At 66.0% G+C, this 21,430-nt stretch carries 20 protein-coding genes; 4 read left to right on the plus strand and 16 right to left on the minus strand.

All coding sequences use genetic code 11. The features are described from left to right. Positions 1-1,103: HNH endonuclease signature motif containing protein (locus ACLMAJ_RS27200; protein ID WP_412016690.1), on the plus strand; the 1,103-nt coding region annotated here is incomplete at its 5' end. Between the two features lie 373 nt (positions 1,104-1,476). On the opposite strand, the gene ACLMAJ_RS27205 is transcribed toward ACLMAJ_RS27200, so the two are convergent. The 4 genes from ACLMAJ_RS27205 to ACLMAJ_RS27220 all read right to left on the minus strand — a co-directional run bounded on the left by ACLMAJ_RS27205 (position 1,477) and on the right by ACLMAJ_RS27220 (position 6,144). Beyond that, the gene (locus ACLMAJ_RS27205) at positions 1,477-2,475 is read right to left on the minus strand and encodes a malate dehydrogenase (protein WP_412016691.1); all 999 of its coding nucleotides are present in this window, start codon (positions 2,473-2,475) and stop codon (positions 1,477-1,479) included. Positions 2,476-2,944: 469 nt separating this feature from the next. Next, positions 2,945-3,601, minus strand: coding sequence for a hypothetical protein (locus ACLMAJ_RS27210; protein ID WP_412016692.1), 657 nt, complete (start codon positions 3,599-3,601; stop codon positions 2,945-2,947). A gap of 42 nt (positions 3,602-3,643) precedes the next feature. Then, positions 3,644-4,921 carry a histidine--tRNA ligase gene (gene hisS / locus ACLMAJ_RS27215; protein ID WP_412016693.1) on the minus strand — a complete coding sequence of 426 codons (1,278 nt, stop codon included), beginning with the start codon at positions 4,919-4,921 and terminating at the stop codon, positions 3,644-3,646. Between the two features lie 269 nt (positions 4,922-5,190). Next, positions 5,191-6,144: an AraC-like ligand-binding domain-containing protein gene (locus ACLMAJ_RS27220; protein WP_412016694.1), complete on the minus strand. Its 954-nt coding sequence runs from the start codon at positions 6,142-6,144 to the stop codon at positions 5,191-5,193. A gap of 203 nt (positions 6,145-6,347) precedes the next feature. Between ACLMAJ_RS27220 and ACLMAJ_RS27225 the strand changes: the two genes are divergently transcribed. The 3 genes from ACLMAJ_RS27225 (at position 6,348) to ACLMAJ_RS27235 (ending at position 8,930) form a co-directional block, all read left to right on the plus strand. After that, on the plus strand, positions 6,348-6,881 hold the full coding sequence (locus ACLMAJ_RS27225; RefSeq protein WP_412016695.1) for a cupin domain-containing protein: 534 nt from the start codon (positions 6,348-6,350) through the stop codon (positions 6,879-6,881). 167 nt (positions 6,882-7,048) lie between these two features. Next, positions 7,049-7,939, plus strand: coding sequence for a peptidylprolyl isomerase (locus tag ACLMAJ_RS27230; RefSeq protein ID WP_412016696.1), 891 nt, complete (start codon positions 7,049-7,051; stop codon positions 7,937-7,939). A gap of 436 nt (positions 7,940-8,375) precedes the next feature. After that, positions 8,376-8,930: a hypothetical protein gene (locus ACLMAJ_RS27235; RefSeq protein WP_412016697.1), complete on the plus strand. Its 555-nt coding sequence runs from the start codon at positions 8,376-8,378 to the stop codon at positions 8,928-8,930. A gap of 80 nt (positions 8,931-9,010) precedes the next feature. Here ACLMAJ_RS27235 and ACLMAJ_RS27240 read toward each other — a convergent pair whose 3' ends face one another. From ACLMAJ_RS27240 to ACLMAJ_RS27295, 12 genes are all read right to left on the minus strand, one after another. Then, positions 9,011-9,400, minus strand: a complete 390-nt coding sequence (locus ACLMAJ_RS27240) for a DUF4913 domain-containing protein (protein WP_412016698.1) — start codon at positions 9,398-9,400, stop codon at positions 9,011-9,013. Continuing rightward, on the minus strand, positions 9,397-11,223 hold the full coding sequence (locus tag ACLMAJ_RS27245; protein ID WP_412016699.1) for a type IV secretory system conjugative DNA transfer family protein: 1,827 nt from the start codon (positions 11,221-11,223) through the stop codon (positions 9,397-9,399). The genes ACLMAJ_RS27240 and ACLMAJ_RS27245 overlap by 4 nt, the downstream gene beginning before the upstream one ends. A gap of 42 nt (positions 11,224-11,265) precedes the next feature. Next, the gene (locus tag ACLMAJ_RS27250) at positions 11,266-11,832 is read right to left on the minus strand and encodes a hypothetical protein (RefSeq protein WP_412016700.1); all 567 of its coding nucleotides are present in this window, start codon (positions 11,830-11,832) and stop codon (positions 11,266-11,268) included. 101 nt (positions 11,833-11,933) lie between these two features. Then, a complete protein-coding gene (locus tag ACLMAJ_RS27255; RefSeq protein WP_412016701.1) occupies positions 11,934-13,634 on the minus strand; it encodes a peptidoglycan DD-metalloendopeptidase family protein in 1,701 nt (566 codons plus the stop codon). Positions 13,635-13,644: 10 nt separating this feature from the next. Continuing rightward, the gene (locus ACLMAJ_RS27260; RefSeq protein ID WP_412016702.1) at positions 13,645-13,953 is read right to left on the minus strand and encodes a transposase; all 309 of its coding nucleotides are present in this window, start codon (positions 13,951-13,953) and stop codon (positions 13,645-13,647) included. Positions 13,954-14,014: 61 nt separating this feature from the next. Continuing rightward, positions 14,015-16,174 carry a hypothetical protein gene (locus ACLMAJ_RS27265; RefSeq protein WP_412016703.1) on the minus strand — a complete coding sequence of 720 codons (2,160 nt, stop codon included), beginning with the start codon at positions 16,172-16,174 and terminating at the stop codon, positions 14,015-14,017. Between the two features lie 85 nt (positions 16,175-16,259). Continuing rightward, positions 16,260-17,750 carry an SCO6880 family protein gene (locus tag ACLMAJ_RS27270; RefSeq protein ID WP_412016887.1) on the minus strand — a complete coding sequence of 497 codons (1,491 nt, stop codon included), beginning with the start codon at positions 17,748-17,750 and terminating at the stop codon, positions 16,260-16,262. A gap of 2 nt (positions 17,751-17,752) precedes the next feature. Continuing rightward, positions 17,753-19,219, minus strand: a complete 1,467-nt coding sequence (locus ACLMAJ_RS27275; protein ID WP_412016704.1) for a hypothetical protein — start codon at positions 19,217-19,219, stop codon at positions 17,753-17,755. Between the two features lie 92 nt (positions 19,220-19,311). Further along, a complete protein-coding gene (locus ACLMAJ_RS27280; protein WP_412016705.1) occupies positions 19,312-20,127 on the minus strand; it encodes a DUF8175 domain-containg protein in 816 nt (271 codons plus the stop codon). Continuing rightward, on the minus strand, positions 20,124-20,795 hold the full coding sequence (locus ACLMAJ_RS27285; RefSeq protein ID WP_412016706.1) for a DUF8175 domain-containg protein: 672 nt from the start codon (positions 20,793-20,795) through the stop codon (positions 20,124-20,126). Before ACLMAJ_RS27285 ends, ACLMAJ_RS27280 begins: the two co-directional genes overlap by 4 nt. A gap of 5 nt (positions 20,796-20,800) precedes the next feature. Beyond that, entirely contained in the window at positions 20,801-21,076 is a 276-nt protein-coding gene (locus ACLMAJ_RS27290; protein WP_412016707.1) for a hypothetical protein, read from the minus strand. 8 nt (positions 21,077-21,084) lie between these two features. Then, the gene (locus ACLMAJ_RS27295; protein WP_412016708.1) at positions 21,085-21,381 is read right to left on the minus strand and encodes a hypothetical protein; all 297 of its coding nucleotides are present in this window, start codon (positions 21,379-21,381) and stop codon (positions 21,085-21,087) included. Positions 21,382-21,430 lie beyond the last annotated feature (49 nt).

A 21,430-nucleotide genomic window follows, 5' to 3' on the forward strand; every position in this document is an offset into this window, starting at 1 on the left:
AACGCGACGGCGCGATCGGACCAGCACACGTGAAAGTGCTGCGGGAGTTCTTCCACCAACTACCCGCCTGCGTCGACACCAGCACCCGACAATCCGCGGAAACCGAACTCGCCGCCCACGCCCGAGCACTACGACCGGACCAGCTGAAGAAAGTCGCTGAACGCCTCGAAACGATCATCAACCCCGACGGCACCTTCGACGACACCGACCGAGCGCGGCGCCGTAGCTTCACCCTCGGCCGCCAAGGCCCGGACCTGATGAGCAAGTGCGTTCTCATCGCCGACCCCGAACTACGCTCCTACCTCGAAGCAGTCTTCGCGAAACTCGCCAAACCCGGCATCAACAACCCCGAAGACACCACACCCGCACAAAGTGAGGGCGAACCCGATCCCGAGGCCGTCGACCGTGACGACCGCAGCAGCAGCCAACGCCAACACGACGCCCTGAAAACCATAGCGCGGGCGATACTCTCCTCCGGAAACCTCGGCCAACACCGAGGACTCCCCGTCTCAGTAGTAGTGACCACCACACTGCAAGACCTCGAAAACGCTGTCGGACACACCGATCCCGCGCACGGTCCGAGTGAAGTTTTCGTGTCCGGGCCACCGGTAGTCACCGGTGGTGGAAGCCTGCTACCGATGCATGACCTGATCCGGATGGCCGCCCACGCCTACCACTACCTCGCTGTCTTCGACGAAAGTAACGGGCGACCGCTGTATCTGGGTCGAACCAAACGCATCGCGACCGCTGACCAACGCATCATCTTGCATGCCCGCGATATCGGCTGCACCCACCCCGGCTGCTCGAAACCCGGATACCTATGCCAAACCCACCACCGTCAGGAATGGGCCCACGGCGGTTCCACCGATGCTGATCAACTCACCTTCGCCTGCGAACCCCACCACCGCCTCGTCGGTAGCGGGGAAATGCAGTGGGCCACCACCCCGGCACCGGTGGGTCATTCGACACCCGGACGCACGCAATGGATCCCACCAAAAACCACCGACCCCAACCAAACACCCCGGATCAACCATTACCACCATCCGAACGAATACCTCGCACCCCAACACCACCCACCCAACAAAGAACCCGAGAACGGCTGAGTCGGGTGGCGGTTGAGCGCAATGCGGTCGCCGAGTTCGGTCATGCCCAGTGGCTGGATACTCCACTCCTCACCAACATCGACAAGCACTTCGCCGACAAACTCGACACCGCCGCATCCACGTTCACCACTCACGCTGGAATACCCACCAGTGCAATAGGTGTCGGCTCGTCTCGTCGGCGTATACCCGAATTACGGGTGGCCACCGGTCATCTAGCCTGCGACTGCTTTCGCTATGAAGACCTCGAGCCCTTCGCCCTCAAAGCGTCACACTTCAATCGAGCACAACCACCGCACGGTTCAGCCGAGCACAAACCCGCCACACGATTCAGCCGAACATCAAAACCGCACACAGTTCAGCGGAACACAAGATCTCAACCGCGCTTGGCGAAGCCGAGGTCGATGACGGCGGCGCGTTCCTGCTCGAGTTCGGCGACGCTGGCGTCTATGCGGGCGCGGGAGAAGTCGTCGAGGTCCAGGCGTTGGACGATGGTGTACTTGCCGTCGGCGCATGTGACCGGGAACGAGCTGATTATGCCCTCTGGGACGCCGTAGGAGCCGTCCGACGGGACGGCCATGGAGGTCCAGTCGGCGTTGGGGGTGCCGAGCACCCAGTCGTGGATGTGGTCGATGGCGGCACTGGCGGCACTGGCCGCCGAGGATGCGCCACGGGCCTTGATTATGGCGGTGCCGCGCTGCTGCACAGTGGGGATGAACTCGTCGCGCAGCCACGTGTCGTTGTCGATGAGGTCGAGCGCGCGTCTGCCGCCGACCGTGGCGTGGGTGATGTCAGGGTACTGGGTGGCCGAGTGGTTGCCCCAGATTGTCACCCGGGCGATGTCGGCTCCTGGTGTGCCGGTTTTCTTGGCCAGCTGCGCGATCGCCCGATTGTGGTCTAGGCGGGTCATCGCGGTGAAGCGGTCGGCGGGCACGTCGGGGGCGTTGCTCATGGCGATGAACGCGTTGGTGTTGGCGGGGTTGCCGATCACGAGCACCTTCACGTCGTCGGCGGCACTGGCATTGATCGCCGCACCTTGGTCGGTGAAGATCGGGCCGTTGGCGTTCAGGAGGTCGGCGCGCTCCATCCCTGCCGTTCGCGGGCGCGCGCCGACCAGTAGTGCGACGTTCGCGCGGTCGAAACCCACCCACGGGTCGTCGCTGACGTCGATCGACTCGAGTAGCGGAAACGCGCCGTCCTCGAGCTCCATCGCGACACCTTCCAGCGAAGCGACGGCAGCCGGAATTTCCAGCAACCGCAACCGCACCGGCGTATCCGCCCCGAGCATCGCCCCGGACGCGATCCGGAACAGCAGACCATACGCGATCTGCCCCGCAGCTCCGGTTACAGCGACAGTGACTGGCGCGGTGCTCACGACGAACTCCTTGCGGTAGGCGGACACTCGATCCCCACCCTATCGACTCTCACAGCCCACGAACCCACGTGGTGAGCTACCGAACAGTTGCCTTCCGGAGGCTCTGCACCCGTACCCCTGATCGCACTCGGCACCTTCGCTGCGTTTCGACGGATCCACGCACTCGTGCATCAACAACCACGCGCCAGCGCGCGACGCCGTCGAAGCAGGGGCAACCGCAGCCGGCAGCGGCCCACCATCTTTCAACCGGGCACCATTGGGGCCGCCCATTCGTAGCCAGGCGGGCGACGCGGTCCACTCGCACGAGACTCTGCGTGGGGACCGCGGACTCGACAGGAATCCGCGGCTCAATAGGCCCGTGTAACCCCGCCCAAAACTTCGACACCCTCTCGGAACCAGGTCGGCTCCACCTCCGCGACGACCCGCACAGCTCTTCGGAGTCAGCGCATCTGGCCGACGGCGGCACAGTTCAGCACAGGGCCGCGACTTCCCTATCTGTCAGCACGATCGGTGAAACGTAGTCCTTCTCGCGCGCTATTTGCACCGCTCGATACAGCGGTCGCTCCCCCAACCCCGCGTCACGTGCCTCGGCGCGCAGCTGGTGGATCAGCATCGTCGAAACCGCAACAGCGGCAGCCAATGGGCAGGCGGACAGGGCGTCGGCCAGTTTGCGCAGGCCGACCAGGTGTAGTTCGCGGCCGCTGCCTGTGTCGGTGTACATGGCCAACGGAATGATCTGTGTGTCGGCTCCTGCGGTCACCCGCAGCACGATGCGGCTGAGGCGGCCCTGGAATACCAGGACCTCGACGCCGGTCGCCGCGGCGATGTCGATGCGTTGTTCGCCGAATAGGCGGCGCGCGTGAATCATGGTCCCGGTCAGCCACATTCGCCGACGCCGCAATGCCAGCGCATACGCGAGGGTGGGCGCGCCGAAGACGAGACCGATCACCAGCGCGACCGGCCAGCTCACCAGCAGGGCCGCCAATAGTGCGGCGCCGAGTCCGACCCCTATCGCCGCGAGGGCAAGGCGCCGCAGCATGGGTTCATATGTCTCCGGTGCGACGAGGTCGAGTCCGACCGGTGAAACAGGCTGAGAATCCCCAGGATTCGAAGGTTCAACAGTCACGGCAGCACATTCATACGAGTGTCGGTGTATTTCGGCACCGTACTACTCGGTACGGGTCAGCGCGGCTGCGACGGCGGTAACCGTCTCGTCCAATGGGATCTGGCGTTGGTCACCGGTCGCCATTACCTTCAGACCGATCACGCCTTCGGCCAGGTCGCGGTCGCCCAGGACCAGGGTGAGCTCGGCACCGGACTTGTCCGCTGCCTTCATGGCGCCCTTGACACCGCGCCCGCCATAGGCCAGGTCCACCCGGATGCCCTCGGCACGAAGCTGCGCGGCCAGTACGACCAAGCGCTGTTTAGCTGCCTCGCCCAGTGGCACCCCGTAGACCTCGCAGCGCGAGGGGTCGCCCGCCGACTTGCCCTCCGCGGCCAGGGCGAGGACGGTGCGGTCGACGCCGAGCCCGAATCCGATGCCGGAAAGGGGTTGTCCACCGAGCTCGGCCATCAGGCCGTCGTAGCGACCGCCGCCGCCGATGCCGGACTGCGCGCCGAGACCGTCGTGCACGAATTCGAAGGTCGTCTTCGTGTAGTAGTCCAGGCCGCGGACCATGCGCGGGTTCACCACGTAGGGCACGCCGAGCGCGTCGAGGTAGCCGAGCACCTGTTCGAAGTGCGTCTTGGCCGATTCCGACAGGTGGTCGATCATCAGCGGCGCGTTCGCGGTCATTTCCCGCACCTCGGGACGCTTGTCGTCGAGCACGCGCAGTGGGTTGATCTGCGCGCGGCGCTTGGTCTCCTCGTCCAACGGGAGTTTGAACAGGAACTCTTGCAGCAGCTCCCGGTATTGCGGACGGCAGGTCTCGTCGCCGAGTGAGGTGATGTCGAGCCGGAAGCCTTCCAAACCGAGCGAACGGAATCCGGTATCGGCGATGGCGATCACCTCGGCGTCGAGCGCGGGATCGTCGACGCCGATCGCCTCGACGCCGACCTGCTGCAACTGCCGGTAGCGACCCGCCTGTGGCCGCTCGTAGCGGAAGAACGGTCCCGCGTACACGAGCTTCACCGGCAATTGGCCGCGGTCGAGGCTGTGCTCGATCACCGCGCGCATCACACCGGCGGTACCTTCGGGGCGAAGCGTCACACTACGGTCGCTGCGATCGGAGAAGGTGAACATTTCCTTGCTCACCACGTCGGTCGATTCGCCGACGCCGCGCGCGAACAGTTCGGTGTCTTCGAAGACCGGCAGCTCTACATGCCCGTACCCGGCGAGTCGGGCGGCGCGAATGAGGCCATCGCGCACCGCGACGAACTCGGCCGAGCCGGGTGGTACGTAGTCCGGTACCCCCTTCGGGGCGGAGAAGCTGCTGGTCTTGGTCACGATGGACAAGTTTCCACCACCACCGCCCACCAAGTCCAACCGGTTATCATCCATCACCGAATCGGCGCACGATATTCACGCTGAGCGGGCCCAGTGCGGCGATATCGCACCGATCATCGGCACCGCGTCGAGCAATCCGGCTGCCACAACCAGTCCCGGTCCCCAGTGTCGTGAATCGCATATCTTCTTCTCGATTCCGTCGCTGCGATGATGACGGGCACGCGAGAGAGTCGCCTCCAGAAATATGCTGCGACACGACCCCGGGCCGCTCACCCGTGACGGATATCGCGGGGGCTGGCTTCGAAGCGATGACGGAAGGCGGTGCTGAACGCGCTTGCGGACCCGAAGCCCGACCCGAGGGCGAGAGCCGCGATGCTCCAGTCGCGATACGCGGGACTACGCAGGCGCGCATAGGCCAGTTGCAGACGTTCTTCCTTGATGAGTTCACGAGGGGTGGTACCGGCACGCTGGAGCGCCAATTGGATTTGCCGCACAGACCAGCCCAGAGCGTGCCCGATCGTCGCGCCGCTGAGCTCGGGGTCACTCGCGTGGGTCCGGATGTAGTGTCGGACAGCTGTTTCCAGGTCGGCGAGGTGGCTCGGTCCGGTCGGCTGATCGCCGACTATGTGCATGCACAACAGTTCGACAAGGCGCGTGGCGACGGTGTCGAACTGACGTCCGGTGAGGACGGCGCCCTCGGCGAACAGTCCGGCGGCGAGGTCGACGACGATCGGTCCGAGCCCGGAGGTGAGATCGGTGGGCTGTGTTGGTTGCGCGCCGCGGTCCAAGCGGTGGTCGACCTCGCGGCGCGGGATGGTCATCAGCAGGCCCTTGGTTCCTTCGCCGAGCGCGAAGGCAAAGGGCTTATCGATGGTCACCAGGCATCCGACACCCGGCGGCAAGCGCGCGTACTCCTCGGCCTGCCGCAGCCCCATCTGCCCGGTGATGGGCAGCAGCAGTCGGTAGTCGTCGTCGGAGTCGGCCCGCACATCTCCCGCGGTGCGGTAGTAGGTGACAGCGTCGGACTCCCAGCCTATGAGCTGGTATTCGGCGGTGCGCCGCAGCGTCGTGCGGCCGTCGAAATCGGTGCGGCGCGGGAAGGCGTAGCTGAGGCGACGGTGGTAGGAGTTGATCAGCTCGGACCAGTAGTCCGCACGTTCCTCCGGCGCTGCGACACGCGTCGTCGCGGACTCGACGAAGACGGTTCGGTCGTGCACCGTCACCCACTTCCTACCTGGCGATCTGCTCTGCACCGCGGCGCGCAACGCAGTGGTGTCGGCACAGAATAGAACCCCTCGCCGCGGCAGGGCGAAAAAGAGGCTTTGCGCATAACCAAAACTTTGCTGCGCACGCAGACAACCGGGACACCCGCCGCGTTTCTATCGTCACCGACCAAGGGATAACGTCGACGATGAGGAACCCAACGATGCGCAGAATAGTGATGGGCCGCAGCGAATCCGGCAAGACTCAGGTTCTTTCCGACGAGAACATCGACCCGATCACCATCGCCCTGTTGCCAGGGGCAGCGGTGCACCGGATGTGGGAGTTGGACGAGCCGACGACCCTGCCGGTGACCGCGGCACAAGGTCCCGCGGACGGCATGTTCTTTCCTGGCCCCGGCGGCCTGCGCTTCGGTTTCATCTCCATTCCGCCAGGGCTGAGCTACGAGCCGCCCGCGGATCTGCCCGCCGAGGTGATGGTCGCGGCCATCGCGGAAGCCGACGAGAAGCTGCCAGGGATGATGGCCACCTTCGACGAGCGGTTCCCGGGAATACACACCACCCACACCGTCGATTTCGTGGTCGTACTGTCCGGCGACGGCCGCTTGCGAACCGACGACGGTGTCGACGTGCCGCTGCACCCCGGCGACTGCGTGATCCAAAACGGTTCCGCACACGCCTGGTTCAACGACGGCACCCAACCGTTCGTCTTCTGCTACAGCCTCAGCGGTGCCCACTGAGGCTGTAGCGCAGGTCACACTGAAGCGCGGCCGCGCGATGACGCTCAGCCAACGCGCGGCCGCCGTTCACACCGTTGGTTCGCGCGGCCGCGCCAAAGCGCGTCGTGACTCACAGAATGCTGACGGTATGGTGGCCGCATGAACACGGACACGGGAGGAACGTGGTAGTGCCGAGCAACGAACAACGACGAGCAACGGCGAAACGCAAGCTGGAACGCCAGCTCGCCAACCGGGCCGATCGGACGCGCAGGCGCAAGCAACTCACGATCGCCGGGTCCGTGCTCGGCGTCGTCGTGGCGGTAGCTGCGGTCACCGGCGTCTATTTCCTGACTCGCGGTGACGACAGCGACAACACCACCGCCGCCTCCGAGACCAAGGACGCCTCACTCTCGGCCGCCGCACCGCCGGCCGCGCAGGCCAAGCCCGCCTCGGTGAACTGCACCTACCGCGACGGTCAGCGGCCCGCGGACAAGCCGGTCAACAAGCCGCGCACCGAGGGCATCCTGACCGACGGCCCCAACGCCAAGGTGAGCCTCAGCGTGGAGACCAGTCAGGGCCCCCTCGGCCTGACGTTGAACAACGCCGAGTCGCCGTGCACCGTGAACAGCTTCGCGAGCCTGGCGGGCCAGGGCTACTTCGACGGCACCAGCTGCCACCGCATGACCGCGGGCGAGGGCCTGAAGGTGTTGCAGTGCGGTGACCCGACCGGCACCGGAATGGGCGGCCCCGGTTACGAATTCGCCAACGAGTACCCGACCGATCAGTACGCGCCCGGCGATCCGGCCGCGGAGTCGCAGCCGGTCGCCTACAAGCGCGGCGTACTCGCGATGGCCAACGCGGGTCCCGGCCCCGACGGCGGCGGCACCAATGGCAGCCAGTTCTTCATCGTGTACGGAGACTCCGAACTGCCGCCGCAGTACACCATTTTCGGCACCGTCGACGAGGGCGGCCTCGCGACACTGGACAAGATCGCCAAGGGCGGTCAGGACAACGCGAACGGCCCCGGCGACGGCAAGCCGACCCTCCCGGTGGTCATTTCTTCGGTGCGCCTGGACTGAGTTGCGCGACTGCCCGGACTCGAGTCCATCGTCCCCGGCGATGGACTCGAGTCGACCCGGAGTAAGGCGTACCTCCGCCTTCGCTCCGGCCGTGTGCGGGTCCAAGAATAGACCTCGTCGGCTGCGTCTATTAGGCGATCCTAATCATCCGGTAAGGGTGGGCTAAAACCGAAGATCCTACGGCCCGTTGCGCTGCGTGCCGGAATTGTGCGATATATGCTGTTAAGCGGCCCGCCCGCGCGATTGGGGCGAGCTTTCTCGGGTAATCTGGAACCAAGGAGTTCCCGTAGCGTCGTAAGAAATGACACGCCACGAGTGCTTCGCATGTTCAAGATTGCAGGCGGGGCAGCGTCGGACAGACTACAGTTCGCGTGGCGGTGTCCGTGACGAAGAACCACAACATCCATAGTGATCACTGCAGCATCGGGGAGCAGCCATGTCCGAGGAACTGGACGACATCGGCCGGGAAACTGCGGCCATGATGAGGACAATGTTGCAGCTTGCGACGCTGGTCGCGCTGCGCACCCGTGAACGTGGTCAGAAAGAAGCCGAAGCTCGGGTCAAGGTGACCGAGGCTCGTGCGAAGGAAGCCAGAGAGCTTCAGATACGTGAGGCGCGCGACTCGAAGGCCAAGGACCCGCGCAACCTCGAATTGGCCAGAATGGTCGAGAATCCGGTGCCCGCCAAGGGAATCTCCTTGGAGAAGGACCGATTCGCGGCACAGGCCGAGGCGAGCCGCATGGCCGCCACCGCGTCCGCCATGGCCAAACCACTCGTCAGGTACGACTCGGCCGAACGGCGCACCGCCATCGCGGCACATCTCGCCAGGATCGGTATCGCGCCGGAATTGGCGGCGGTACGGATGCTCATCGAGGTAGGGCAAGCCCAGCCGCCGGAAGAAGCGGTCCGCGTCCGCAGCGAAGAGGCCCGCGCGACTGCCACCAGGGGCCGGGAGCAGGAATCCCGTGGTCTGGAACGCGTCCGCCAGTAATACATGAGAAACGCCCGCTGACCCAGCGGGCGTTTCGTCATTTCACGGGCCGGTAAGTCCTGCGCGGCTTCAGGTTTCGCTCACATGCGGAAATCACCGACGGTCGGATCACCATCGAACATCCCCCGGTCGGGGGACTTCAGCGGCAGCGGGCTCAGCATGTCCTTGTGCCCGTTGCGGACACTGCAATACTTGAACGGCCCGCGAGGATCGAACAGCTTCGTCATGTGCGGGTCGGCGTGGTCGAGGAACCAGACGCTCAGCCCGGTACTCGGCTGATTCCGATAGTGCTCCCACGCGCGCCACAGCGCATCCAGCCGCGCCACCGCCTCGGCGTGCTTCCACCATTCGGGGCACCACACCGTTTCGCTGATGTCGGTCACCTGGCGGCGGTAGACGAGGCTCAGATAGTTCTCGACGAATTCCACCACGTTGGTGTAAATCATCGGCTGTTGCGGCTGTTCGGTCACAGCGGCCGGACCTCCTCGGTTTTGCCGTATTCCGGTGGTTGGGTGACCTTGGTCAGCGAAGGCGAACCGATCAGGTCAACGATCTCGGTCTTGCGCCCTGGGAGATGGTGCTCGATCGACCTCTTCACGTCGGCAGCGTACTCGCCCTCCCACCACGGGACCGTGCGGACGAGCACCGCGGGCTGGCCGGAGGTGAAGACGATCGCACGGCCCTGCGGCAGGGTCGCCAATCCGTGCGCGGTGAACGTCTTCGACGAACCGAGCGAGCGCGAATAGCTCTTGCCGCCTTTGGATTCGGAGACCGACGACGACACGGCATCGTATTCGCCGATCGCCTCCGAACGATCCCGCAGGAAGTTCATATCATCGACGCCAGGGCCGAGGACCTTGACGTTGGCCGCCGACCACAGCGCCAGCATGCCCGCGTCACCCCAGCAGCGCGCACCCTGCGCCCACGACTGCAGCACCGTCATCACCACGATGCCGCGCGACCCGAAGTGGCTGTACTGCTTGGGCAGATCCTTCCAGCGCACCACGTTGGCCGCCTCGTCGAGCACAGCGAGCATCGGAATGGGCAGGCGACCGTGCGGCGAGCGCGACGCCTTACGCATGGCCACATCGATCACGGCCTCGGTCAGCGCACTCACCAGTGGCGCCGCCGAGCCGCGCCCTTCCAGTGACAGGCTGTAGAGGGTGCCGTTGGCCTCGACGAAGCCGAGTTCGTCGAACTGTTCCCTGTTATCGCCAGGCAGGATCCAGGAGTGCACGTTCGACAGCTGTAGGCACCGGATCATCTTCTTCGCGGTACCGAAAATGCCGCTCTTGGTTCGCGGGTCGGCGTTGTACTGCATGGCAAGGCCCGACGCCGTGTAGTGCTTGTTGGCATTACGCAGCAGCTCGATCGGCTCCGAGTTATTGGGATCTGTTACCCAGTCCCACACCTGGACGATCGGCAACTCACCGAACGCCGCGGCCAGGAACAGACCGGCGAGCAGATCTTCGGCCTCCGGGTCGAAGAACACATCGGACTTCGTGGAGTCCGAACCGTTGTCCGCGTCGGCGAAGTGCCCTGCCAGCCGTGCGGCCCGCATTTCCGCGCCGTCGTGGTGAGCATCCACCCAGGCCAACGGATCCCAGTACCAGGTGGGTTCTTCGCCGGCCACACCCTGCGGGTCGAAGACGAAGGTCGGGCTTCCCTTTGCCTTGCGCACATCCCGGGTCGCGTCCACCACGTCGCGCTTGTTCGACGTGGCCAATACCGGACCGATCGCGGTCAGGATCGCCGGAATCACCCGTGAGGTCGACTTGCCCTGGCGCGGACCCCAGATATCCAGGTGCAGGTCCTCATAGGAGCCATAGAGCATCACCCCGTCGGCGACGCCGATGCCGATCGGCACGCCGGGTGCGTCGTTGTAACCGAGCCGCACGCCGAGAGTTTCGGCCTTGGCCCGCACGCCCGCCTCGGTGAGCGCGGTGATGGCGCCGCCGCTGCCCATCACATCGGCCTTGTCGTCGATGGACAGGCGTCCCTTGCCTTTGTGTCTCGTCAGCTGCTTGCGCACGAAGATATAGACGAACAGGAGCGCGACGACCAGCAGCACGATCACCGTCGACGCGCGCGGCCAGTGCAGGTTGCCGCGAGCGATGTCGGCGACGATGGCGATCGGGTTGACCGGAATGTCCTGGCGGGTGACCGCCATCGCGTTGCCGAGATGCAGTGCGATCCACAGGGTCCCGAGGATCGCGAAACCGGCGTAGATCATGTACAGGGTGATATCGGGTCCGACCACGGCCGGATCCACCACCTTCTTCTTCTTCGCCATGTTGCCTCCTCCTCGGGTCCGTGCGTGTGGTCTGCGCTGGTATCAGCGGAATGCGTCGAGCCGCCAGCCGTCCGAGGTACGGACGACGGTGGCGATGACCGTGGCGGGCGGCAACTTTTCCTTGCGCTGGTTCGGGTAGACGACGGTCTGCTCGATACCGATCTTGAATTGTTGGATATTCGGGTCCGCGCCTGCGGGCGGCTTGTCACCGGCCGCGAAGGTGAATGCCTCGACGCGTGCCTTCGCCCTGGCCCAATCTGCCCATTGCAGTGTCGCCTTCGGCGTCTCCAGCCCGGTCGGCGAGCTGTCGAGCATCCGAATCATGCTGGGGCCCAGCCACTTTCTGGCCCTTGTCAACGAAGCACCCTGATCCTCGGTGGCAGGTTCCCAGGTATAGATCTCCTTCAGCGCGGTCACCGCAACACCGTCCGGCGTGACCGGATCGGGCGCGGGCGCTTCCTCGAGCAACCTGGGCGTGGATGTAGCGGGATGCGCCCCACCGGAACCCGCGTCACCGCCATCTGCGCGACTACAGGAAGCACCGAGCATCGCGACGCTCACCACCAGCATCACCACCAGTTTCGCGCGGAATTTCGCTTTGTCATCCAAGACTAATCGGTCATTCAAGGCTAGTCGCCGCGACCGACACATCGGCGCCGCAACAGCCTCCGGCGCTTCGGCGTGTGCACTGCCCCTGATGCCCCCGCTGTTCACAACACCCTCCTGGCCCGAGCGTCGCCTGGCACCGCGACCTCGGTCACGCCGCCGCGCGTCCGCGCGTCCGCACCGGGCACCGACTGGATCATTTGTCCATTGCCGGAATAGATTCCGACCAGCGCGGGCCCACGCGGACCGAACGCGCTGAATACCAGATCGCCCGGCGCCAGTTTGCCCATCGGGACCTCGATACCCGCCTCCCACTGTTGTTCGGCGGTGCGCGGCAGCGTCACGGCGCCGGAGGAGGCCGCGAACACCGCCGCCGAGGTCAGGCCGGGTCCGTCGAGGCCACCGCCGCTCGGTCCCTGCGGCCCGCCACCACCCCACACATACGGCTGGCCGAGCCATTCGTGCGCGGCCTCGACCACGTTGTCCCCGCTCGATCCATCCTTCGGGGTGAAGCGCCCGAGCGAACCAGGCGCGCGGTACTGCGGCTCCATCGCCAAGATGTTCGCGACGTAGGGCTGGGTCTCGGAGTAGTGCGCCGCCACCTGATTCGGCATACCGCCGGAGGCGAGCACCGCCCCCTCGCCCGCGTTGTAGGCGGCGAGCGTCAGCGCGGTGACGTCGCCGTGTACTCGGCCGTCGGCTTCCCAGGCCATGATCTTGTGCGCGATCGCGCACATGTAGCGGCCCTGGCCGATGATCGCATCGCCGTCGTCCCACACGCTGGCAACGCCATTGCCGTCGGCGTCGAGGACATACGGCTGCCCGTCATCGGGGTTCGTGCTCGCCGCTGTGCCCGGCAGGAATTGCGCGAGGCCCTGCGCGCCCGCGGGCGAGTTCGCCCCGCGCTGGAAACCGGACTCCTGCCTGCCCTGAGCAGCCAGCAGCGACGGGGTGATCTGCGGGCACAGCGAACCGGCACGGCGATACCAGATTTCGAGCTCCGGCGGCACCTTGCCGACGGCCAGCGCGCCACCGGCGGTACCGAAACCGCGACTGCACCGAGGATCGTTCGAAAAGGCGCGCGCGCCACCGACATCCGGCGTCGGTGCGCCGTCGAGCCATGGCATCGGATCGATTTGGCGACCACCGGTGAAGCGACCACCGGGGACGATCTCGAAATGCAGGTGTGGACCGCTGGATTCACCTGCCGAGCCGACCTGTGCGATCGGCTGGCCCGCGGTCACCGTGTCGCCGACGCGCACGTGCACGCCGGTATCCCACATATGGCCGTACACGGCCGAATACGAACGGCCGTTGGTATCCACCGAGTCGACGACGACCCAGTTACCGAAACCCGATGCGGGACCGGCCGCGACGACGCGACCATCGGCCACCGAGTAGATCGTGGTGCCGTCGGTGGCGGCAAGGTCGATACCGAGGTGGGTGCCACCGCGCGCACCGAAGACGTCCGACACCGTGAAGGTACCCACCGCGAGCGGCAGTGTGCGGCGGATCGGCCCGCTACCTGCGGCCAGCGACGGCGTGCCGGTGACCGTCGGATTCGCCTGGGTCACAGAGGGATTCGTCTCGGTAACGGAGGGATTCGTCGAGGTAGCCGAGGAGGCAGCGGCACGGGGGTCACCCGGCGCGTAACCACCCGGCGGAGGCAGCATGGCCTGCGACGACCCGAGCACCGAGTAGCTCTCGCACTCGTCATCAACCGCGGGCATCACGATCACGACCACCAAGGTCATCAGACCGAGTACCGCACCGAGCGCAACCCATAGGATGGAGCGCCCTGTCACCGCGGCACCATCACCGTCGGTGCCGCGATTGATTGAGGGTGTCGGCGAGTGTGCGATTCATTTCCGCGGCCGCGGCCAATTGCTGTTGCAGCAGTATGACTTTGCGACGCAGCGCCGTCGCGTCCAACCGCTCCAGGCTCGGCCCTTCGGCGGCGCGAACCCAGTTGCGAACCGAATTCGTGTGCACACCGATCTGTTCGGCGACCACCCTGCACGCCTCTGATTCGCTGCGTAGCTTGTCGGTCAGCGCGGCGACCTGCTCCACCGCGGCATTGCGTACCTCGGGCGACACTCGCCGATAGGACCGATGCGGCATCATGCGGTCCACCTCCCGCACGCACCCACGGGTCTGCACCATCTCACGGCCATCGCACCAACCCTCATGCGGCACTCCCGTTCGGTGATCTCGAGCCACGCGCGGTGGATTCGGTGAATTCACTGAACCGCTGGTTGGTGTCGTGTATTCCACTTTCCTTCTCCGAGAGGGTGAATTCCATATGGAATGGGATGCCCGGTCGACGATCCTCACCGATCTTCAACAGGAACTTGCCGGTGCCCGGTGGCGACGGTCGTAGCTGGCCCGGCTTGAGTGCCTCCCCCGTCAGCGCTTGCGGCGCGGACCATCCGGTCACCATCTCCGCCTCGGCGGATGTGAAGGGAATGGTGCTGTCGAGACGCTTGATCTCCTCGCCGGGCAGCGCGCCGAAAATCTTGGCGCGCGCCCGCTCCAGGAAACCGAGGGCCTTGGCAATCGCCGCTTCCGATCCGAGTGCTTGCAAGTCCTTGATGGTGTGGCTGATCATGATCAGCGCGGTGCCGATGCCACGCTGCAGACGGGTGAGCTCGTCGACCCGGTCGATCATGAAGTCGCCGAGGCCGAGCACCTGCCACAGCTCGTCCATCACCACCTGGAAGTAGCGCTGCGCGCCGAGGTCGGCGTCGGCGAGCACGTGCGCGGCCTCCACCGAGGCGAATCCATCAGCCCAGCAGGCCAACATGACGGCGGCCTTGAGCTTCTTGTCGCCGGTGGGGATGTGCGAGACATCGATGCAGACCGCGACGGCGCTGGTATCGATCGGCACCGTGGTCTGGCCGTTGAAGATCGCGCCGAACGGACCCTGGGTCAGCGCGCGCAGCGAACGGCGCAACCCCTTGATCGCGATCTGGTATTCGTCCGGGTTGTCGGCGCCCGCGTCGAGCATCAATTCCTCACCGCCCTCGACGATCACCTCCAGCAGATGCTCCATGATGGGCGGCTGGTCGGGGGTGTAGCCGCTGCCCGGCCGGTACAGCACACGCAGCGCGGTCGCGATCAGCGTCTCCTCGTAGTCGCGCACTCGCGCACCGCGCACCAACTCGACCAGACCCGCCACCAGCGTCACCTGCCTGGCCCGCAGATCCTGGAGCACCTGTGCCTGCAACGCGGGCAACTCGTCCAGCATCGGGACCACCGAGCCGAGCACGCCCGCGGCGAGCGGATTGAGCTTGCCGTGACCGTAGCCGAGGTCGATCACCTGGCCGCCGACCAGTTCCACCAACTTGCGGTAGTCCGGTTTCACGTCGGCGAGGATGAGCGGGGTGATGCCCTGCGCGACGCCGCCGAGCACGATTCGGCGCACCAGCGACGACTTACCGAAACCATTGAGCCCCAGCACGAAAAGGCTCGGCGCGGTGATGAAACTGCCGCGCATGAACCAGTTCATCGGGTCGAAGCAGACCGGTGCGCCGGTGTGCAGGTGAGAACCGAGCGGGGTACCGATCAACGGCGCGCCCGCGCCGACCGACCACGGCCACAAGCCCGCGACCTGGGCGGTGGTTGCCCGGTACTCGACAGGGCGGCCGACCACGTTCATCCGCCCGCCGCCCGGCCCCGCGTAGCCGCGATCGGTGAGTTGCGCGGTGCTGCGGTCGAATCCGTCCTCGAAGGTCTGTTCCGCGCGGGCGGCGTAATTGCGGCGGCGGATCTCGTCGGTGCGCAGCTTGAAGGTCGCCCATGCCGCGCGCAGCCCCGTCTGCTCGCGGCTGATCCCCTCCAGCCTGGTCCTGGTGATGTCGTCGAGCAGCTTCGGGCCGGACTGTCTGCGCTTGTCCGCCTTCAGCTTTGCCTTGTCCATCTGCGGGGTGCCCATCGCACGGTCGGCGACCCGGTCGGCTTTGACCGGGCGCGGCACGCCGCGGCCACCCCGTGCACCAGTACGTTCCACCTTCGCTCCGGTCCGCTGGGGCGGCGGCACCGGCCGATTACCGCGCGCGGGGCGTTCGCCCTCACGCTGCGGCCGCGCGTTCCTGCCCTCGCCACGATCGGCGGAAGTGCGCTCATTACGGCCGTTCTCGGCATGCGGGCGCTCGGCGCGGGCCCGCTCGGGGTGTGCCCGCTCGGGACGGGCGCCATCGGCGCGGCCCGCTCCGGCCCGCGCTCGACGCTCGGCCGCCTCGTGCGCCGATCGCCGTTCCCGATCGGCGACTTCCTCGAGACCCGGCCGATCGTCGCCGGTCACCCGCGCCGGTTCCCGTACGGGTGGCTCGTAGTCACGTGCCATGAATCGCTCACTCCTCCGCCTCGCTGGCGCTCGGCTCCGTCGTGCGCGACGCGCCCTGTGTCTTCGGTTCGCTCGCTACGCTCACTCAGCCCGCCAGTGCTTTCGGAATAGTCGCGTGTTCCGGCAGGATCACACCACAGCCGAGCGAGGCAGCGAACGCCGCCGACTGATAGCGATAGCACCGCCGGATCTTCAGTCGCGCCTGTGTGGACAGGTCGCGGGTGATGGCTTCGATACGCGGCAGATCGCCGCGCAGGGGCTCGGTGATGGTCACCAACGCCCCGAAGCGGGTCACACCGTGACCCCGGGCTTGCTCTTCACGGGCCTGCTGGGTGGCGCCGACCCGCAGGGTCGCGGCCGCCGAGACAACCCCACGCTCGCTCTGCTGAGCGACGAGCGCGTTCTTGAAATCGTCGTCGACGATCTCGGCGGCGTCGGCGGCCGAGTGTGGACGATAGACGATCGCGATGCGCTTGCGCGGCACTTCGGGATTCGGCGCGAGCAACCGCTGCAGCACGCGCTCGTCCACCGCACCCTCGGGTGCCGCGTCCATCTCCCAGGTGACCGAGCGGCCACCATCGTGCACCAGGTGATCCCACTTCTCGTCGTGCGAGACCGGCCCCGCATCGGCCCAATCCAAGCCGTGCCCTTCGGGTTCGCCCGCCGCCACCTCGAGGTCGGCCTGCGAAGCAGGGTCGTAGCTGCGCCGGATGAAGGAGATGACCTCGTCGGCCGACATCGGTTGTGCGCGCACACCGGCCTCCGCGAGCGCGGCACAGATACCCGGCAGCCTGCGGCCGATCTCGACCGCCTCTTCCGCGGGGTTCTTACGACGCTCGGCGGTGGTCGCCTTGAAGGTGATCGCCACCCGGGGCAGCAGCTGCACCCGCTCCTGCGGCAGCTCGGTGGCCAGCTCGTACATCACCTGCTGGGCAAGCTCCGGCGCGTCGGGCCGTGTGATCGTGGAAACCTCGGTGAGCAAACGGTTTCCGGTCTCCGGCACGGTGTCGATCACCGGAACGACGGCGACGATGTCACTGGTCTGGCCGACCGAGGCGAGGAAGGTGCCCCACGCCGATACCCAGCGGTCGATGACCGGCTGATCGACCGCCTCGTGGCCCTGCGGCCATGCCCGTAGCACCACCGTGTACTGCGCGAACTGCGGTAGGTGGATCATGCCGAAGCTGTACCCGCCCGCGTCGATGCCCTCGTACAACTTCGAGGGCGCGAGCAGTCCGGGAAGCCGAGTGACACCACCGGGAATCCGCGAGAAACGGCCACCGCGATACACGTGCTCGCCACTCTTACGCGAGCGCATCCAGTTGAACATCATAATTCCGTTCTCGTAGCCGGAGCGGCCCCCCGTCCGCCACACCAGCGGAAGCATTACGACAACACCGGTGCCGCCCACGATCAGACCCCATTTGAACCCGCCGACCATGGCGCAGATCAAGGCCGTGATCACGACGACGAAGCCGATGACGGTCTCTTCCCAGCGCAGGCCGAAAAGGCCTGCGCTGCGCGGCTTTTGCCACAGTCCGTACGCGCGGCGCTCGTAAGTATCGTTCGTCGTCATGGTCATCGCGGAATGGTGCTCCTCCCGAGGTCGGGTGAACGATTGGCCCAGCGGTCGCCGGCCACGTCACCCATTGCTTGATCGGCCCCGGTCAGCGGGGCCGTCATGGCACGTGCCGCGCCGACACGGCCGGCCGCTCTGGCCGCACCGGACGGTACTCCCGCGGAGCCCGCGGACCCGGAGGCGCGCGGTGCGCCGCCACCGGCACCACCGCCTCCGCCTCCACCGCCACGCGGCGGGGCGGGGCGGGGACCCGCGCCACCACCACGGGTAGGCGGCGGACTGCCCGCACCACCGACGTAGCCCGCCGAGCCAGGAGCCGCCGCGCTCTTGACCGCAACGGCTTTGGTGCCCATGGCACCGAGACCGGCGACGGCGAGCAAGGTACCGCCGGTCGCGGTGAGACCGGAGCCACCGCTACCGACGACCGCGATCGCGGGTGTGACAAGACGCATCAGCGCGGGCAGCACGAACGCGACACTGCACAGCAGCACGATGGCGACCAGCATGCGTTGCGCCTGATCACCTTCCGGCAGTCCGGAGGTGTCGGTCAGCGCGTCCACATGCCCCGCGGTGGTGAACGCGATCATGTAGACGATGGCCGCGACAGGTTTCCACAGCATGAACGCGATGATCCAGCCGACCAGCTTCTGATACGAGGTCTTGCCGACATTCATACCGGAAGCCGCTGCGGCCAAGGGCAATACGCCCGCCGCGATGATCAGCAGCCCCTGTCTGACAATGGCAAGGATGATCTGCGCGAGTGCGCCGAGCAATCCGACGATGGCGATGATCAGCACCAGGCCCGGCGAGAATGCCTGTAGCTTACTGGTTTTCACCATCAGCTCGGCGAGGTCCTTGGCATTGCCGTCGGTCGAGTCGTTGATGATCCACTCGGAGAACTTGTCCGAGGCCTGGGTGCCCGCGACAATGACCGCGCCGAGCATCCACGAGCTGAACACCACCCTGGCGAACATCCGGAACGATTCGGCCGCCTCGTTCATCGCGGCGCCGCGTCTGGCCTCGGCCAATCTGGCGCCGGAGAGGATCACCGAGGCTATCAAGAGCAATATTTGGGCCTGATAGGTGTAATCGTTGATCTTGGTGAACAACGACCCCCCATCGCTGGCCACCTCGTTGGGCACCTTCATCCAGAACGTCAACGCCAGAATGATGGCCTCGCCGAGACCCTTCATCAGCGAATCGACGACCTTGCCGAAGGTCGAATCCCACGCCTTGTCCTTGACCGCGGTGGCCGCGCTGCCGGGATGCGAGGCGGCATTGCCCGCCTTACACGCGGCCGACGCGGCATCGCCGAGCGAGATTCCCGGCAGACCGACATTGTCGAGGGTGTCGTGCAATTCGTTGCACGTCTCGTCGAATCCGTAGGTCTGACCGTAGGCCACGGTCGGTGTCGCGATCATCACCGTGAAGATGACCGCGAAAATTGTGACGACACGCCTCACCATTGTGTCCACCCCTCGATGCTTCGCAGGGAATCGGTCAACTGTCTCTCGAGCCTTTCTCGCGGACTGAATGGGCGCGTTCTGTTCGGTGTAGGTCACCATTTCGTCCACCCCGCAAGCGATTCGACGTACTCGGTCTGTGCGTTGTTGGACGTGGCGGGCTTGAGTCGCCAGTCCCCCGCGTCCCATACCATCACCAGGCGCAGCGCCGCCCACAGCTGTTTGCCGTCGACAACCGGCCCGCGTGAGGCGAGCCGAATGATGGCGAGGTCGTCGGCGTAGTTCTCCACCTTGAAGGCGTCCGAGGCGACGAAGTATCGAGTCACCTTCTCCGGCTGCTGTTCTGGCAATCGGTCCTGCGACAACGCCTTGTCGTAGGCGGCGATCTGCTGGGCCGAGACCCGCACCTGCCGTACATACAGATCGCGGTCGGCGGGCCTGGCGTTGAGCCGGTAGGTGATCTGCGCCGCGGCGAGCACCGATCCCTGCGGGGTGTGCGAATAGCCAACGGCCAGACCGTCTTCGATGTGCGAGGGACCATCGGAGGTCGAGAACGGCACCGAGGCGCCGTATATCCGCTGCCAGCCGTGCGGCGCCGCGGTGCCTTCCGGCGCGGCGGTCAGCCAATCCGGGTCCGACGGCTTGCGCTGGTCGCTCGGCTGCTGCGGAAGCGGTTGTCCGGCAGGATCATTCGGGACATCGACCCGCCTACCGAAGATATCGACCTCGGGATCGGCGAACCCGGACGCGCCGGACCCCGCCGCGGCGACCGGCCCGCTGCCGCCATCCGAACCGGTATCGCGGCCGAGGTACATGACAAGACCGACGATCACGATGAGTGCGAGCACCGCTGCGGACGCGATGGCACCGAAGGAGACGCGATCGCGCGCGTTCGACTCCTTCTCGTTCACTTCGGTGCCTCCAATGTCACGATGTCAGTGGGTAATGCGTCGACCGCCTCGATGGGCCGGGCAGTCGATTCGGGGTCGGGCAGTCGTAATCTCCAGTCGTCGCCGTACCACTCGACGGTGGTGTGGTTGACCGCTCTCGAGTTGTCCGAATATTCGGTATAGACGTCGACACCGGAACGCTCGTCGGAGTATTCGATGATCTTGTAGCCGAGCAACCGCGGTGCGTATTCGACCGAAGCGGACCCACTGATCGAGAGCTGCACGCGGTTGACCGACCACTCGTCTCTGGCAGTGCCCGGCACCACCTCCATGGCCACTACCTTCGACCACTGGTTGTCCGCGGCTACCGACAATCGCACCGTGTGGATGATCGCGGCGAGCGCTGCGCCGGGCGGGGAATGCTCGAAACCTGTTGCCGCGCCATCGGCCTCCTTCTTCGGGCCCTGCTCCGCGTGCGGCAGTGCCACACCCTGGAACGGCTGCCAGCGCACGTGCGTCGGCGTCGCGGCCAGCTTCGGGCCGCCGTCGCCGTCGCCACCGCAGCCGACCGCCGCCATCAGCAACACGACACCGACCGCACCAGCGGTGGGCCCGCGAGCACCGCGTCGCGACGCGCGGACGGCGTTTCGGGTCACGGTGTGCTCGGACCGTGTCTGCGTGGAGTTCATCGTCATCACGTCGGTAGGAACGCCAGCGCGATCCCGGACGCGGTACTGGCCACCGCTGCGCCGAGCAGGCTCATCAAAACCCCGTGTGAGGCGTCGTTCATCGCGAGATCGCTGCGGAACGAGTTCCACAGCTTTCCCGCGGAAACGATCATCCAGGCGAGGCACACCAGCAGTACGAACCAGAGCAGCCAATTCAACAGCTGCATCAAAGGTTGCAGCACCTCGGAAGGCATCTGCTTGTACGCGAGCAGCTCACCTGCCGAGACCCGCACGGTAGACATCGCCCCCATCAGGTGCCGATGACGGCGTTCATGATGGTGCCCGCGCTGGTCGCGACGACGCCACCGATCATGGCTCCGGCCACCATCTTGGGCGACTCCAGCCCACCACCGGTCCACTTCTCCCACGCGAACTTGCCGCCCGCGTAGGTGATGCCGCAGATACCCGACAGCAGAACGAACCAGGTGAGGTACCGGACCAGCTGCAGGATCTTCTCCGAGCCGGGAGGCGCCTCTGGTGTCGGGTTACCGACTTGAGCCAGGACAGTGCCGTACGCGTCCTGCACTGCGAGGAGGATGGTGCTCATCGGGTGCCTTTCTCGAAAAAGTGGGCGGTCAACGGTCCGGGACGGCGCT

It is taken from the genome of Nocardia arseniciresistens, from assembly GCF_046764875.1.
In the GTDB taxonomy this organism is placed as follows: Bacteria; Actinomycetota; Actinomycetes; order Mycobacteriales; family Mycobacteriaceae; genus Nocardia; species Nocardia arseniciresistens.